The sequence below is a fragment of the Kribbella endophytica genome (genome assembly GCF_054781295.1).
The window spans coordinates 1330279-1344517 of record NZ_BAAGUR010000002.1 but is presented as its reverse complement, the minus strand read 5'-3'; the positions used below and the strand labels follow the sequence as shown (position 1 = coordinate 1344517).

Below are 14239 nucleotides of genomic sequence, written 5' to 3'. Positions count from 1 at the left end.
CCTCCCGCCCGCCGCGTTCCGCGAACCCCACCGACACCCACCACTGACCAATCCCCAGCCGGCGCCCGAGACTCCACCGGCCCAAGCGTGAAACCTCCTCAGCCGACCCCGAGTCGACCTCCTTGATCAGTGGTGGACGTCGGCGCGACCAACGCCAGCAGTTGGCGGTTGGCGGTTGGCGGTTGGCGAGCACGCGGTGGTGGCGGCTTGGGCTGAGCATCTCGACGGTGGTCCATCCGGCCCGGTGGTGGTGGACGTCGGGGCAGCTCCGCGGTCAGTAGTAGTCCGGCAGGACCAAGCCGGTGTTGGCGGCTCGGCCCTGTTCGCCGGAGACGTGGGCGCCGCGGAGGGCCTGGTTGCGGGTGTCGAGGAGTTCTTGGGTGGTGGGGGCCAGGACTCTGCGGCCGATCTCGACCAGGGCCTGGTTCTGTTCGACGAAGTGGCGGATGCGGTGGTGGTACGCCGTGAAGGCCTCGGTGTGGGTGGCTTGGGTGGCCAGTTCGCCGGCCAGGACGTAGGCGCCTACCAGCGAGACGCTGGAGCCCTGGCCGGACATGAAGGAGGTGGCGTGGGCTGCGTCGCCGGCTAGGGCTACTCGGCCGTGGGACCAAGCGGGCATGTGGATCTGGCTGACGACGTCGAAGAAGAGGTTCTCGGACGAGCGCATCGCCTCGACCAGCTGGGGGATGTACCAGCCGCGGTGCGGGAACTTCTGGGTGACCAGGTCGCGCTGGGCCGCGGGGTCGCGGAAGGCGTCGTACGGCGGGACGTCCTGCTGGAACGTGAGGAAGCCGTGGACCGGCTCCTCGGGCTCGTGGGCGTACAGGACTGCCGCGCGGCCGGGGACGTTCCAGACGACGCCCTCGTGGGAGAGGCCGAAGTCGTTGGGAAGGGTGAAGCCGGCGAAGGCGTAGCCGACGTACCGGTGGTAGTCCTCCTCGGGGCCGAAGACCAGGCGCCGCGTGTTCGAGTGCAGGCCGTCGGCGCCGATGACCAGGTCGAAGCTCCGGCTGGTGCCGCTGTCGAAGACGACGTCGACGCGGTCGCCGCGGTCGTCGAGCTGGGCGATCGAGTCGCCGAAGATGAACTCGACCTTGTCGCGGATCGGCGTGTAGAGCGCGTCGGCGAGGTCGCCGCGGCGGACCTCGAGGTCGAGTCCTTCCGCGCCGCCGGTCATCGCCTCCGGGCGAATGGTCGCGATGAGCGAGCCGTCGGGCTCGACGAAGGAGACCTTCTGGGAGTCGACGTGCGCCTTGCGCAGCTCCGGGAGCAGGCCCATCCGGTCGACGACCTCGCGGGCGGTCCCCCGGATGTCGACGGCGTACCCGCCGCCGCGGACGGCGTCGGCCTTCTCGACGACCGTCACCTCGAAGCCGTAGCGGTCGAGCCAGTAGGCCAGCGCGGGGCCGGCGATGCTCGCGCCGGAGATGAGCACCGTGCGTGGGGTCGAGCCAACTGTCTGGTTCATGACGTGTGTCCTCCTGACAACCCGCATCCGAGATGCGTACTTTAGGTATCTACTTACTGCTCAGAATACATACCTAAGTTAGGTAATCAAATGGACGGCGACCAACGCCCGGCCCGCGACGCCGCTCCGGAGGCGCTCTCGGCGCTCCCCCGGCTCGCGCAGATCAGCAACGCGATGAACCGCGGGCGCCTCGCGCAGCGCGCGACGGAGGCGACCGGTCTGAGCCTGGACCGCCCGGCGCTCACCATCCTGCTGACACTGGCGATGGCGGGCGAGCCGCTCCGGATCGGCGAGATCGCGGAGCGGATGCAGGTCGTCGGACCGCACGTCACCCGGCAGACGCAGGCGCTGGAACAGCGAGGCCTGGTACGACGGGTGCCGCACCCGACCGACCGGCGGGTGAGCCTGATCGAACCGACTGCGGACGGCGCCGCGGCGGCGAACCGCTACACGGCGTCGATCGTCGGCTGGTTCAACGAGGTGGTCGCCGACTGGCCCACCCAGGACCGCCAGGACCTCGGCCGCCTCCTCGCCAAGCTCGCCGACGACGTCACAGCCCACTTGGCCAAGGAGGACCCGGACTCAGCGCCCAGCTGAGCTCCGGGGGCTCCGGGGGCTCCGGAGCCTGGCCTGCAGCCGGGCTCGGCGCGGGAGGTGGGCGCCGAGCCGGGCTGGCTCAGCTTCGGGCTGACTTTTCCTGGACTGCCTTGACGATCTGGTGGAGGACCTCGGGGTCCGTGGTCGGCGGTACGCCGTGGCCGAGGTTGAAGATGTGGCCGGGGGCTGCTTTGCCCTCGGCGAGGATGCGGTCGATCTCGGGCTCGATGACGTCCCAGCCGGCCGTCAGCAGGGCCGGGTCGAGGTTTCCCTGGACCGGCTTGGCAGCGCCGCCGGCGGCGGTGATGCGGCGGACGGCCTCGTCGAGCGGGACGCGCCAGTCGACGCCGACCACGTCGGCGCCGGCCTCGCTCATCTGGCCGAGCAGCTCACCGGTGTTCACGCCGAAGTGCAGCCGCGGTACGCCGTACTGCTCGAGCGCGGTGAAGACCTTCGCGGAGTGCGGCTGGACGAACTCCACGTAGTCCCGCGGGGACAGCGAACCGGCCCAGGAGTCGAAGAGCTGGATCGCCGAGGCGCCGGACTCGATCTGGACGGCGAGGTACGCGATGGCGACGTCGGCCAGGCGGTCGGCCAGGGCGTGCCAGAGCTTCGGGTCGCTGTGCATCAGGGACTTGGTCCGGGCGTAGTCCTTGCTCGGGCCGCCTTCGACCAGGTACGACGCGACCGTGAACGGCGCGCCGGCGAAGCCGATCAGCGGCGTACCGCCGAGCTGCGACGTCAGCTCCTGGACCGACTCGGTGACGAACGACACGTCCGACAGATCGACCGGACGGATCGCGGCCAGGTCCTCGAGCGACCTGACCGGCGACGCGATCACCGGACCGACGCCGGGCTTGATCTCCAGGTCGACCCCGACCGCCTTGAGCGGCGTGACGATGTCGGAGTAGAAGATCGCGGCGTCGACGCCGTAACGGCGTACCGGCTGCAGCGTTATCTCCACGACGAGGTCGGATCGCATGCAGGACTCGAGCATCGTGGTGCCCTCGCGGATCGCCCGGTACTCCGGCAGCGAGCGACCCGCCTGGCGCATGAACCACACCGGCGTGTGCGGCCCGGGCTCTCCCCGGGCGGCGAGCAGGAAGGCGGAGCGGTCCAAGGAGCTACCGACAGCGGTCTGTGATTGAGCTGACTGGTTCACGGGCACAGGGCAATGATCCCATGCCCGAAACCCGTTACCGGCGCGTCGTCACCGGCGTCGGTGAGTAATCAGTCGTAGGCTGCGAAGCATGGGTGCCCGCAAGCAGGTCGACGCGCCACCCGCGGAGTTCGCCGAGGCCCTGACGCAACTGCGTGAGGCCCGGTTCCGGCCCGAGGTCTTCGTCGAGGAGATGCCCGCGCCGCAGCGGATCGCTCCGCACGCGGCCGCGGTCAGCGCCGACGTGACGGTCGACGGTGACGATGTCGCCACCGGCCGTCTGGTCGTCCTTTACGACCCGGACGGGAACGACGCCTGGCAGTCGACCTTCCGCTGTGTCGCGTACGTGCGTGCGGCCGTCGAACCGGAGATGGTGACCGACGCGCTGCTCGGTGGCGTGGGCTGGACCTGGTTGATGGAGGCGCTGGCGGACCGGGGTGCGGAGTTCCTGGCCCCGAGCGGTACCGTCACCAGGGTGGTGTCCGAGAGTTTCGGCGGGATGGCCGACGACGACGCGACCGCGGAGATCGAGATCCGCGCCTCCTGGAGCCCGGTCCCGGGCCCGGACGGTGGGATCGACGTGACGCGGCACGCCGAGGCGTGGGGCGAGGTGCTGTGCACCGCGGCAGGGTTGCCGCCGGTGCCGCCCGGTGTCGTCGCGATGCCGACCCGCCGCGGTCAGCGGGGCCGATGAGCCCGGCCGAGACCCAGCAGTCGCCCGTCCCCGAGGATTCCGCAGGGACCCAGCAGCCAGCTGTCGCCGAGGACCCGATCGAGACCCTTCCGCTGCTCGAACTGCGTGACGGGCTCTCCGAAGTCGTCGACACCGACCCTGCGTTGCAGGAGGTCGTCGAAGCGTTCCAGTCGGGCAGTGGCCCGGTGGCCGTCGACGCCGAGCGCGCGTCGGGCTACCGCTACTCCCACCGCGCGTACCTGGTCCAGCTGCGCCGGGAGGGTTCCGGCTCCGCGCTGGTCGACCCGATCCCGTTCGGTGACCTGTCTTCGCTCGGTGACGCGATCATCGACGCGGAGTGGATCATCCACGCGGCCAACCAGGACCTGGCCTGCCTGGCCGAGGTCGGCATGGTGCCGCGCACCGTTTTCGACACCGAGCTCGCCGGGCGCCTCCTGGGCTACCCGAAGGTCGGCCTGGCCTCGCTGGTCAGCGAAGTCCTCGGGTACCGGATGCGCAAGGAGCACTCGGCCGCCGACTGGTCGACCCGGCCGCTGCCGAGCCCTTGGCTCGTGTACGCCGCGCTGGACGTCGAGATGCTGATCGAGCTGCGCAACGCGATCGAGCAGGAGCTGCGCCGCGAGGGCAAGTGGGAGTGGGCCGAGCAGGAGTTCGCCGCGATCCTGTCCGCGCCGCCGCGTGAGCCGAAGCCGGATCCGTGGCGTCGTACGTCGGGCATGCACCGCGTGCGCAACCGGCGCAGCCTGGCCGTCGTACGGGCGTTGTGGGAGGCCCGCGACCAGATCGCCGAGGCCGCCGACATCTCCCCCGGGCGGATCCTGCCCGACGCGGCGATCGTCGAGGCCGCGGCCGCGATGCCGGTCGACCGCGACACGCTGCAGAAGCTGACCGCCTTCAAGGGCCGTGGCGCGCACCGCCACATGCGGACCTGGTGGGAGGCGATCGACCACGCGCGCCGGCTGCCAGACAGCGAGCTGCCCAAGCAAGGACCCCGGTACGACGGCCCGCCGCCGGCCCGTGCCTGGGCCGACCGTGACCCGGACGCCGCGGCTCGGCTTTCGGCCGCGCGGGCGGCAGTTGGCGACATCGCGGAGGCCCACCGGCTGCCGACGGAGAACCTGCTGTCCCCCGACACCATTCGCCGGTTGGCGTGGACTCCGCCGGCCGAGCCGGGGCTGGACGTGGTGAAGACGTTCCTGCGCGAGCACGGCGCCCGGGAGTGGCAGATCGGGTTGACCGCGCAGGTGCTTGCCGACGCGCTGACTGTTACGGCGCCGGCGAAGACGCTGGACTAGTCGCCCCAAGCCCCGGACCAGTTGGTCACGGGGATCGGGGGGACTATTTGAAGATGTCAGGCCCGGGGCCGTGCGCGGGGCGCTGGGCCGGTGAGCTTCTGTTGCGCCGGGTCCTTGCGCGGGGCGCTAGGCGTTGAGCTGCCGTCAGGCCTGGAGTTGGCGCTCGATGGCTTCGACGATCTCCGGGGACTCCGGGGTGGTCTTCGGGCGGAAGCGGCCGGCGATCGTGCCGTCGGAGGTCAGCAGGAACTTCTCGAAGTTCCACTGCACGTCACCGGCGTTGCCCTCGGCGTCCGGGGTGAGCGTGAGCTCGGAGTAGAGCGGGTGCCGCGCGTCGCCGTTCACCTCGAGCTTGTCGAGCATCGGGAACGTCACGCCGTACGTCGTCGAGCAGAACTCCTGGATCTCCTCGGTCGTGCCGGGCTCCTGCCCGCCGAACTGGTTGCACGGGACGCCCAGCACGGTGAAGCCGCGGGACGCGTACGTCTTCTGCAGGTTCTCCAGCTCGGCGTACTGCGGGGTCAGGCCGCACTTGGACGCGACGTTCACGACCAGCACGGTCTTGCCCTTGAACTCGCCGAGCGAGGTCTCGGCGCCGGACAGGGTCCGCAGGGGGATGTCGTACAGGCTCATCTGGTTCCTTCTGGGGGCAGTTGGCGGTTCAGGAAATCGGTCGTGCGCTGCCAGGCCTCGGCGGAGGCCCCGGCGTGGTGGAACGCGGGCATCGGGTTGTCGAACGCGTGCCCGGCGCCCGGGTAACGGTAGACCTCGGCGTCGCCGAGCTCGGCGACGATCTTGTCGACGGTCTCCGGCGGGAGGTAGTCGTCAGCGTCCCCGAAGTGGTGCAGGCTCGCCGCCGTCACGTCCGGCGCGAGCGGCAGCAGGTTCGGCAGGGCGGAGCCGTAGTAGCTGACGAGGACGTCCGGCGAAGAGACGGCCGCGACGTTGAAGCCGAGTCCGCCGCCGAAGCAGAAGCCGAACACGCCGACCTTGGTGTCACGCCCGCGCAGGTACTCCAGCGCGGCCACCGAGTCGGACACGGCCAGGTCCCAGTTGAGCCGGCCCAGTACGGCGAGCGCGCGGTCCAGCAGGTCGGGCGCGTCCGGGTCGAGGTCGACGTCGTCCAGGCGCCAGAAGATCTCCGGCGCGACGACGTGGTACCCGAGCGCGGCGAGCTGGGCGCCGCGCTCCTTGATGTAGTCCGAGACCCCGAAGATCTCCTGCAGGAGCAGCAGTCCGGGACCGGACCCTTCCCACACGTGGACAGGCATCAGCCCGGAGCCGGTGTCGATTTCCAAGGTCACACAGCGAGCCTACTGCGCTACTTGGCTCTCCTCCCGAACAGCCTTCGGAGCAGCCTGCGGAAACCGGGACGGCTCGGCCGGAACCCAGCGTCGGCACTCCTCGATGGCGTTGTCGAGCAGCCGGTACAGCCGCTCGTCCGGGTCGGGGACGCAGGCCTGCGAGATGCCCTCGACCGCGCACGACACCGCTCTCGGCGCCGTCCGCCGGGCGTAGTCCGACGACGTGCCGCGATGGGGTTTGGCCGTGAACGCGCGGGCCCACTTGGTCGCGGACGGGACCGAGTCGAGGACCTCCTGCGAGGCCGGGTCCATGCTGTCGAGCGGTCTGCCGTCCAGCATCGCCAGCTGCCGTTCCCCCACGATCAGGGCGACGGCCAGGATGTACTGGCGTTCCTGCGAGACCACCGGCAGAGCTTCCTGGATGCAGCGTGCGGTCACCCGCGGTACGACGTGCGGGTCCTCCGGCGTCAGGCCGATCACCGACGGAATCAGCGGCGCGAGCCGGGACCGGCCGGCGTCCGTCGTACAGTCGTTGACGTCGCGCGCGACGCCCGCGAGCAGCGGATGTGTGCAGGCCGGATGGTCCGACCACGGTTCGCCGGCGAGGTAGGACGCGAACTCCATGAAGCAGGCGCCCTTGCGTGGGTTGCGGTGCTTGCCCCGGCTCAGGACCGGGACAGGAAGATCGAAGTTGTTCATCAGAGCGACTCCCGAGGCGTGCCTGTCTCCAGCATGCGCCCGATCCCGCCGGGGCGCCACGTCCAACTCGCACTGACCGGATCGAGGTTGTGAGCAGCCGCACAGGCGTGGCTGCTTGGGGCCGTTCATTACCGGCGGGTAGCATCGGTGGTGCCACCCCACCCTAAGGAGGGCCTCGTGCCCCGTGAGATCCGCGATGTCGTGTTCGTCGACGGCGTTCGCACCCCGTTCGGCAAGGCCAAAGGTCAGTACGCCGAGACGCGCGCCGACGACCTGGTGATCAAGTGCATCCGTGAACTGCTGCGGCGCAACCCGTCGCTGCCACCGGAGCGGGTCGAGGAGGTCGCGATCGCGGCCACCACCCAGATCGGCGACCAGGGCCTCACCATCGGCCGGACCGCCGCACTGCTGGCCGGTCTGCCGAACACGACCCCGGGCTACGCGATCGACCGGATGTGCGCGGGCGCGATGACCGCGGTCACCACCACCGCCTCCGGGATCGCCTTCGGCGCCCAGGACGTGGTGATCGCCGGCGGTGTCGAGCACATGGGCCGGCACCCGATGGGCGAGGGCGTCGACCCGAACCCGCGGATCATCTCCGAGAAGCTGGTCGACACCTCCGCGCTGGTGATGGGTTCCACCGCCGAGAACCTGCACGACCGCTACCCGACCATCACCAAGGCGCGCACCGACGCGTTCGCGGTCGCCTCCCAGGAGCGCGCCGCCAAGGCGTACGCGAACGACCTGATCCAGCCGGACCTGGTCCCGATCGCGACCCGTTCGGCCGAGCACGGCTGGGGCCTGGCGACCACCGACGAGCCGATGCGGCCCGGTACGACGCTGGAGGACCTGGCGAAGCTGAAGACCCCGTTCCGTCCGCACGGCCGGGTCACCGCGGGCAACGCGGCCGGCATCAACGACGGCGCGACGGCTGCCCTGCTGACGTCGGCCGAGGCGGCCGAGGAGCTCGGCCTGAAGCCGAAGATGAAGCTGGTCTCGTACGCCTTCGTCGGCGTCGAGCCCGAGGTGATGGGCTTCGGCCCGGTCCCGGCGACCGAGAAGGCGCTGAAGCAGGCCGGTCTGACCATCGACGACATCCAGGCCTTCGAGGTGAACGAGGCGTTCGCCGTCCAGGTGCTGGCGTTCCTCGAGCACTACGGCATCGCCGACGACGACCCGCGGGTCAACCCGTACGGCGGCGCGATCGCCTACGGCCACCCGCTCGCTTCGTCGGGCGTCCGGTTGATGGTCCAGCTGGCCAAGCAGTTCGAGCTGCGCCCCGAGGTCCGCTACGGCCTCACCACCATGTGCGTCGGCCTCGGCATGGGCGGGACCATCATCTGGGAGAACCCGAACTGGGAAGGACAGGCCGCATGAGCGACCTCCAGCAGTTGATCGCTGAGGCGACCGCGATCGAGAACGAGGAGCTCGTCACGCTCGCGCCCAGCCGGGACGTCGTGCTGCCGAACAAGGCCGGCACGATGGCCCTGATCACGCTCGACAACGGCCAGGACCACACCAAGCCGAACACCTTCGGCCCGAAGGGTCTCGCCGAGCTGAACAAGGCGATCGACGCCGCGCTGGCCCGCGAGGACGTCGTCGCGATCGGTGTCACCGGCAAGCCGTTCATCCTGGCTGCCGGCGCCGACCTCAGCGGCGTACCGAAGCTGACCGAGCGCGAGCAGGCGCTCAACCTCGGCCGGATCGGCCACGGCGTGATGCGCAAGCTCACCGAGGGCGGCAAGCCGAGCTTCGCGTTCGTCAACGGCGTCGCGCTCGGCGGCGGTCTCGAGGTCGCGCTGCACGCGTCGTACCGGACCGTCTCGGTCGCTGCCGGGATGATCTCCACGCCGGAGGTCTTCCTCGGGCTGCTCCCGGGCTGGGGCGGCAACTTCCTGCTGCCGAACCTGATCGGCGCCGACAAGGCCGTCAAGGTCGTGGTCGAGAACGCGCTGAACCAGAACAAGATGCTCTCCGGCCCCGAAGCGGTGAAGTTCGGGATCGGCGACGTGCTGCTGGACTCGGCCGACTTCCTCGAGCAGTCGCTGCTCTGGGCGAGCAAGGTGCTGACCGGTGAGGTCACCGTCGAGCGGCCCGAGATCGACCGCGGTGACGCGTGGGACGCGGCGGTGGCCCGCGGCAAGGCGTTCGCCGACCTCAAGGTCAGCGGCGCGGCGCCCGCGCCGTACCGGGCCCTGGACCTGATCGCGGCGGCCAAGGACAACGACCGCGACCGCGGGTTCGCGGCCGAGGACGAGGCGCTGGCCGACCTGATCATGAGCGAGGAGCTGCGCAGCGGCCTCTACGCCTTCGACCTGGTCAACAAGCGCGCCAAGCGCCCGGCCGGTGCGCCGGACAAGTCGCTCGCCCGCCCGGTCAACAAGGTCGGTGTCGTCGGCGCCGGTCTGATGGCCGGCCAGCTCGCGCTGCTGTTCGCACGGCGGCTCGAGGTGCCGGTGGTCCTGACCGACCTCGACCAGGAGCGCGTCGACCGCGGCGTCGGCTACGTGCATGGCGAGATCGACAAGCTGCTCGGCAAGGGCCGGATCCGCCCGGACAAGGCCAACCAGCTGAAGGCGCTCGTCACCGGATCGGTCGACCGCGCGGTCTTCGCCGACGCCGACTTCGTGATCGAGGCGGTCTTCGAGGAGCTGCAGCTGAAGAAGACGATCTTCGCCGACCTGGAGAAGATCGTGGCGCCGGAGGCGATCCTGGCGACGAACACCTCGTCGCTGCCGATCACCGAGATGGCGGCCGGGCTGGAGCACCCCGAGCGGGTCGTCGGCTTCCACTTCTTCAACCCGGTCGCGGTGCTGCCGCTGCTGGAGATCATCCGCGCCGACCAGACCGACGACGCCGCGCTGGCGACGGCGTTCGCGGTCGGCAAGAAGCTGAAGAAGTCCTGCGTGCTGGTCAAGGACGCGCCGGCCTTCGTGGTGAACCGGCTGCTGACCCGCTTCCTCGGTGAGGTCAGCGCGGCGGTCGACGAGGGCACGCCGATTCCCGAAGCAGACAAGGCGTTGTCGGCACTCGGTCTGCCGATGCCGCCGTTCGTGCTGCTGCAGCTGGTCGGCCTGCCGGTCGCGCTGCACGTCGCGGAGACGATGAACCGGGCCTACCCGGACCGGTTCGCGGTGTCCGAGAACCTCGCCAAGGTCGTTGCCGCAGGCAAGAGTTCGTTCTACGTCTGGAGCGCCGAGGGCAAGCCGTCGGTCGACCCGGAGGTCGAGGCGCTGGTCACGGTCGGCGACAAGCCGTCCGGCGCCGACGAGCTGCGCACCCGCGTGCTGACCGCGCTGGCCGAGGAGATCCGGATCATGCTCGACGAGGGTGTCGTCGCCGAGGCGCAGGACATCGACCTGTGCCTGCTGCTCGGCGCCGGCTGGCCGTTCCACCTCGGCGGCATCACGCCGTACCTGGACCGCTCGGGCATCGCCGAGAAGGTCAACGGGCAGCGCTTCCTCCCCAAGGGTGTCGCCTCGCTGGCCTGACCCATTATCTGCTGGGGTCGGTGCGGCGCCCGGAAGCCCGCTCCGGCCCCAGCAGCACGTTCCGCCCCGATCGCTGTGCAGCAGCGGTCGGGGCGTCCTGTTGCGGCCATCTGCCGGACCGGTCGCCCAGTCGGCTACTAGGGTCGCGTGGGTGAGCGAACTGGCCAGGGACGAGTTCGGGGTCATCGGAGCGACCAAGGCGGCGAACGCCGTCCGGGAGCAGGTGGTCCGAACGCTTGAGGCGTACGTCGGACTGTCGGCCCGAATGCGCAGACTCGAGGACGCCTTCCGGACCCAGGTGATGGGCGCGGGGTACCAGCTCCAGCAGCTGATCGAGGAGCGCCGGCGGCTGGAGGCCGAGCTCGACCGCATCCGGACGCGGCTCGCCGACGGTGAGTACGCCGACGACGCGGCACTCGCGGCCGATGTCGACGCCGCCCTGGTCGACACCGTGCCCGGCCCGCTGAACGAGGACGACCCGACCGCGTCCGCCGAGCAGCACTCCGACGACGGGCTCGACGAACTCAGCCGGCGCCGCATCCTGCGCGAGTTCAAGCGGATCGTGCTGCCGAAGGTCCACACCGACACCTCGACGGCGCCGCCCGAGGAGTTCGAGGTCGCGCACGCCGTCTACCGCGAACGCGACTACGTGCTGATGGAGGCGTTCGTCCTCCAGTACCGCGGCGAGCTCGGCCCGTACGACGACGACGGCGCGGAGCTGTCGACCGGCCAGGCGACCGACCGGCTGGCGTCGTACCGGGCAGCGGCCCGCCGGCTCGACGATCGGCTGGCCCGGCTGCGGGCCGACGCGACCGAGGCCGAGCTCACCGTGCCGGACGACGCGCAGCACCGGATCCGCGAGCAGAACCAGGAGTTCCTGCGCGCGATCGACGAGGAGTCGGCGACCGTGATGCGGCTGCGCACCGAACTGGAGAACCTGCGACGCAAGGGAGACCAGCCATGACCGGCGACTCGATCGAACGCGCCGCCCGCGGCGGACCGGCCGGACGCGGCGAGCTGCGCGAGCTGATGCGCGCATTCCTTGCCGAGAGCAACGAAGCGCCCTTCGAGTGGACCTCGGTCGGCACTGCCGACGGACTCCCCCACCCCTGGATCTACGACCTGTTCGAGGACTCCAACGGCACCATCTGGGTCGGCACCTGGGGCGGCGGACTCGGCCGGTACGACGGCCGCGGCTGGACGACGTACACCAAGAGCGACGGCCTGGCCAGCAACGCGGTCACCTCCGTCCGCGAGGACTCCCACGGACGACTGTGGATCGGCACCGACCGCGGCCTCACCCTGTACGACGGGCAGCGGTTCACCAAGGCCGGACTGACCGGCAAGAGCATCCTCACCCTGCACGTCGACGCCGCCGACCACGTCTGGGCCGGGACCTGGCGCTCACGACTGACCGGCGGCGGCCTGCACCGGTACGACGGCCGCCAGTGGCAGTCGTTCGGCAAGCGCGACGGCCTGCCCGGGGTCGAGATCCTGAAGGTCTTCGAGGACTCCCGCGGCCGGATCTGGGTCGGCACCTACGACCACGGTGACGGCGCCGGCGTCGGCTGCTGGGACGGCACGCGCTGGCAGAACTTCCGGGTCGAGGACGGCCTGCTGGACAACTGCGTGTACTCGATGTTCGAGGATCCCGACGGCCGGATGTGGTTCGGGACGATGCGCGGGGTCTCGGTGTACGACGGCCGCGAGTGGTACCGGATGACGACCGCCGACGGGCTCGTGCACGACCGGGTCTACGCGATGCTGATCGACGCCGAGCAGACGATGTGGTTCGGCACCGAGGGCGGCGTGAGCCGGTACGACGGCCGCGACTGGACGTCGTACACGGCCGACGGCGAGCTGGTCGAGGACCTGGTCCGCTCGATCCTGCAGGACCGCGAGGGCGGGCTGTGGTTCGGCACCTATCCGTTCGCGGCCGGGCACGGCGGGATCAGCATCGCGCGCCGGCCGTCCCAGCGGGACAGCCTCGAACAGAAGGCGGCGCGCTACCTGCCGCCGCGGGACCAGCGGAAGCTCAACCCCGGAACTTCTTGACCGCCGCGGTCAGCTCGGCCGGGGTCTTGCCGGTGTGACGTTTCAGGATCGCGCTGTACGTCGCGTCGGTGGTCCCGTGCACGGCCACGTCGGCGTACAGGGCGGCGACCTTCGGCATGCCGATCCGGTCGGCCAGGTACTCGACGGTCCACCAGCTCTGGCCGTAGGCGCGTTCGCCGTTCGCGTCGAAGGCGGCGCGGTCGGGCAGGGTCTTCATGCCCGGCAGGTACTTGGACCTGACCGTCTTGCGGTACGGGTCGACGGTCCACTCGGGGTCGTCCTCGACCGACCGGCAGCGCACGTACTCGGCCAGGCCCTCGGCCAGCCAGAGCGGGACCAGCGGGCCGATCGGCACGGTCGCGACGTGGGTCATCTCGTGCACCAGCAGGTCCTCGTCGAGGTCCTTGCGCAGCGCCGGGTTGATCACGATCCGGCTGCCGACCGCCGGACCGGTCGGCTTGCCGAGCTGCTCCCCCTCGTACAAGGTGACGGCCTTGGCGGCGATCGTCCAGCCGCGGCCGCTGCCCGACGTCCACACTGTCGCCATCACCTGCGGCTCCGGCATCGCGACGACCAGGACCGAGCCGTCCCAGCCGCGCGGCCAGTGCCGGCGGACGGCGGCGACGGCGTCCTGCGAGACCCGCGCGATCGTCTTGCCGAGCGCCAGCTCGCGCTGCGCGACCACGACGACGACCTTGCCGCGCCGGACCAGCGCGACCTCCTGGAAGTCCCACGGCTGCCGGTGCCCGTCGCGGCTCAGCGTCTCGTCGATCGCGCCGTCCTCGACCAGGACCCACAGGTTGTCCCGGCGGACGAACGTGTAGCCGAGGTCGGTCTGCACGTGCTTCGGGTCGACGCCGGCGATCTGGTACCGCATCATCACGCGCGTGCTGTACGTCGAGGGCCCGTACTTCTCGGTCAGCTTCGGCGCCGCCCAGTCGTCGGCGGTGAAGTACTTCAGCGTGCTGAAGCCGAACTTGCGCAGGTTCGCGAACAGCAGCTTCTGCCGCGCGACCAGCTTCGGCTGCTTCGGATCGACCGCGGCGAGGAAGCCGTTCAGATCACCTTTGAGTACGGCGGTCGCCCGCTTGCCCAGCAGGAGATCGACCTCGCGCTGCCGACTCTTCTTCTCGGTGTCGCTCAGCTCAGGCGCTGCGCCCGGCGCCTCCAGGGCGGCCGCCGTACTCCCGGCCGGAGCATCTCCCGAACGCGTCACCACCACGACGCCGGCGGTCCCGGCCAGCGCGAGCGCGGCCACGGCCGCCAGCAGGCGCCTCGGGTGCTTCATGGAAAGAGTCCTGCCCTCTGCGAAAGTACCGGTGAACCAGCGCCACTGACGCTCGTCGCCGATCACCTCACAAGTACCGGCCCCCGATCGGTGGCCGGTACTTGGAAGGCACAGGCAGACGACTGAGGAATCCTACCGTCGACAAAGGCCGCGCCCCCGGACCGGATCCGGGGGCGCGGCCTGCTGCTG

The 14239-nt window shown here is 70.5% G+C and carries 13 protein-coding genes; 7 read left to right on the top strand and 6 right to left on the bottom strand.

Annotation, left to right across the window (positions count from 1 at the left end; all coding sequences use genetic code 11):
• Window positions 1–274: 274 nt before the first annotated feature.
• Window positions 275–1468 carry an FAD-dependent monooxygenase gene (locus tag ACYVIO_RS24695; protein ID WP_460653239.1) on the bottom strand — a complete coding sequence of 398 codons (1194 nt, stop codon included), beginning with the start codon at window positions 1466–1468 and terminating at the stop codon, window positions 275–277.
• Window positions 1469–1558: 90 nt separating this feature from the next.
• On the opposite strand from ACYVIO_RS24695, the gene ACYVIO_RS24690 reads away from it, so the two are divergent.
• Window positions 1559–2065: a MarR family winged helix-turn-helix transcriptional regulator gene (locus ACYVIO_RS24690; protein ID WP_460653238.1), complete on the top strand. Its 507-nt coding sequence runs from the start codon at window positions 1559–1561 to the stop codon at window positions 2063–2065.
• A 79-nt stretch (window positions 2066–2144) separates the two neighbouring features.
• Here ACYVIO_RS24690 and hemE read toward each other — a convergent pair whose 3' ends face one another.
• Window positions 2145–3185, bottom strand: coding sequence for a uroporphyrinogen decarboxylase (gene hemE / locus ACYVIO_RS24685; protein ID WP_460653237.1), 1041 nt, complete (start codon window positions 3183–3185; stop codon window positions 2145–2147).
• A gap of 130 nt (window positions 3186–3315) precedes the next feature.
• Here hemE and ACYVIO_RS24680 point away from each other — a divergent pair, with 130 nt between their 5' ends.
• Window positions 3316–3918, top strand: a complete 603-nt coding sequence (locus tag ACYVIO_RS24680) for a DUF3000 domain-containing protein (protein ID WP_460653236.1) — start codon at window positions 3316–3318, stop codon at window positions 3916–3918.
• On the top strand, window positions 3915–5213 hold the full coding sequence (locus tag ACYVIO_RS24675) for an HRDC domain-containing protein (protein ID WP_460653235.1): 1299 nt from the start codon (window positions 3915–3917) through the stop codon (window positions 5211–5213). The genes ACYVIO_RS24680 and ACYVIO_RS24675 overlap by 4 nt, the downstream gene beginning before the upstream one ends.
• A gap of 144 nt (window positions 5214–5357) precedes the next feature.
• Here ACYVIO_RS24675 and ACYVIO_RS24670 read toward each other — a convergent pair whose 3' ends face one another.
• Genes ACYVIO_RS24670 through ACYVIO_RS24660 form a run of 3 tightly spaced genes read right to left on the bottom strand, consistent with a single transcriptional unit; the run spans window position 5358 to window position 7216 of the window.
• Window positions 5358–5846 carry a glutathione peroxidase gene (locus ACYVIO_RS24670; RefSeq protein WP_460653234.1) on the bottom strand — a complete coding sequence of 163 codons (489 nt, stop codon included), beginning with the start codon at window positions 5844–5846 and terminating at the stop codon, window positions 5358–5360.
• Entirely contained in the window at window positions 5843–6517 is a 675-nt protein-coding gene (locus ACYVIO_RS24665) for a dienelactone hydrolase family protein (RefSeq protein WP_460653233.1), read from the bottom strand. The genes ACYVIO_RS24670 and ACYVIO_RS24665 overlap by 4 nt, the downstream gene beginning before the upstream one ends.
• 9 nt (window positions 6518–6526) lie before the next feature.
• Window positions 6527–7216, bottom strand: coding sequence for a hypothetical protein (locus ACYVIO_RS24660; protein ID WP_460653232.1), 690 nt, complete (start codon window positions 7214–7216; stop codon window positions 6527–6529).
• 177 nt (window positions 7217–7393) lie between these two features.
• Here ACYVIO_RS24660 and ACYVIO_RS24655 point away from each other — a divergent pair, with 177 nt between their 5' ends.
• The 4 genes from ACYVIO_RS24655 (at window position 7394) to ACYVIO_RS24640 (ending at window position 12762) form a co-directional block, all read left to right on the top strand.
• Window positions 7394–8593, top strand: a complete 1200-nt coding sequence (locus ACYVIO_RS24655) for a thiolase family protein (RefSeq protein ID WP_460653231.1) — start codon at window positions 7394–7396, stop codon at window positions 8591–8593.
• Window positions 8590–10707, top strand: a complete 2118-nt coding sequence (locus ACYVIO_RS24650; protein WP_460653230.1) for a 3-hydroxyacyl-CoA dehydrogenase NAD-binding domain-containing protein — start codon at window positions 8590–8592, stop codon at window positions 10705–10707. Before ACYVIO_RS24655 ends, ACYVIO_RS24650 begins: the two co-directional genes overlap by 4 nt.
• A gap of 151 nt (window positions 10708–10858) precedes the next feature.
• A complete protein-coding gene (locus ACYVIO_RS24645) occupies window positions 10859–11671 on the top strand; it encodes a hypothetical protein (RefSeq protein WP_460653229.1) in 813 nt (270 codons plus the stop codon).
• On the top strand, window positions 11668–12762 hold the full coding sequence (locus tag ACYVIO_RS24640; protein ID WP_460653228.1) for a ligand-binding sensor domain-containing protein: 1095 nt from the start codon (window positions 11668–11670) through the stop codon (window positions 12760–12762). Before ACYVIO_RS24645 ends, ACYVIO_RS24640 begins: the two co-directional genes overlap by 4 nt.
• On the opposite strand, the gene ACYVIO_RS24635 is transcribed toward ACYVIO_RS24640, so the two are convergent.
• On the bottom strand, window positions 12743–14050 hold the full coding sequence (locus ACYVIO_RS24635) for a hypothetical protein (protein WP_460653227.1): 1308 nt from the start codon (window positions 14048–14050) through the stop codon (window positions 12743–12745). The genes ACYVIO_RS24640 and ACYVIO_RS24635 overlap by 20 nt on opposite strands.
• Between the last annotated feature and the right edge of the window lie 189 nt (window positions 14051–14239).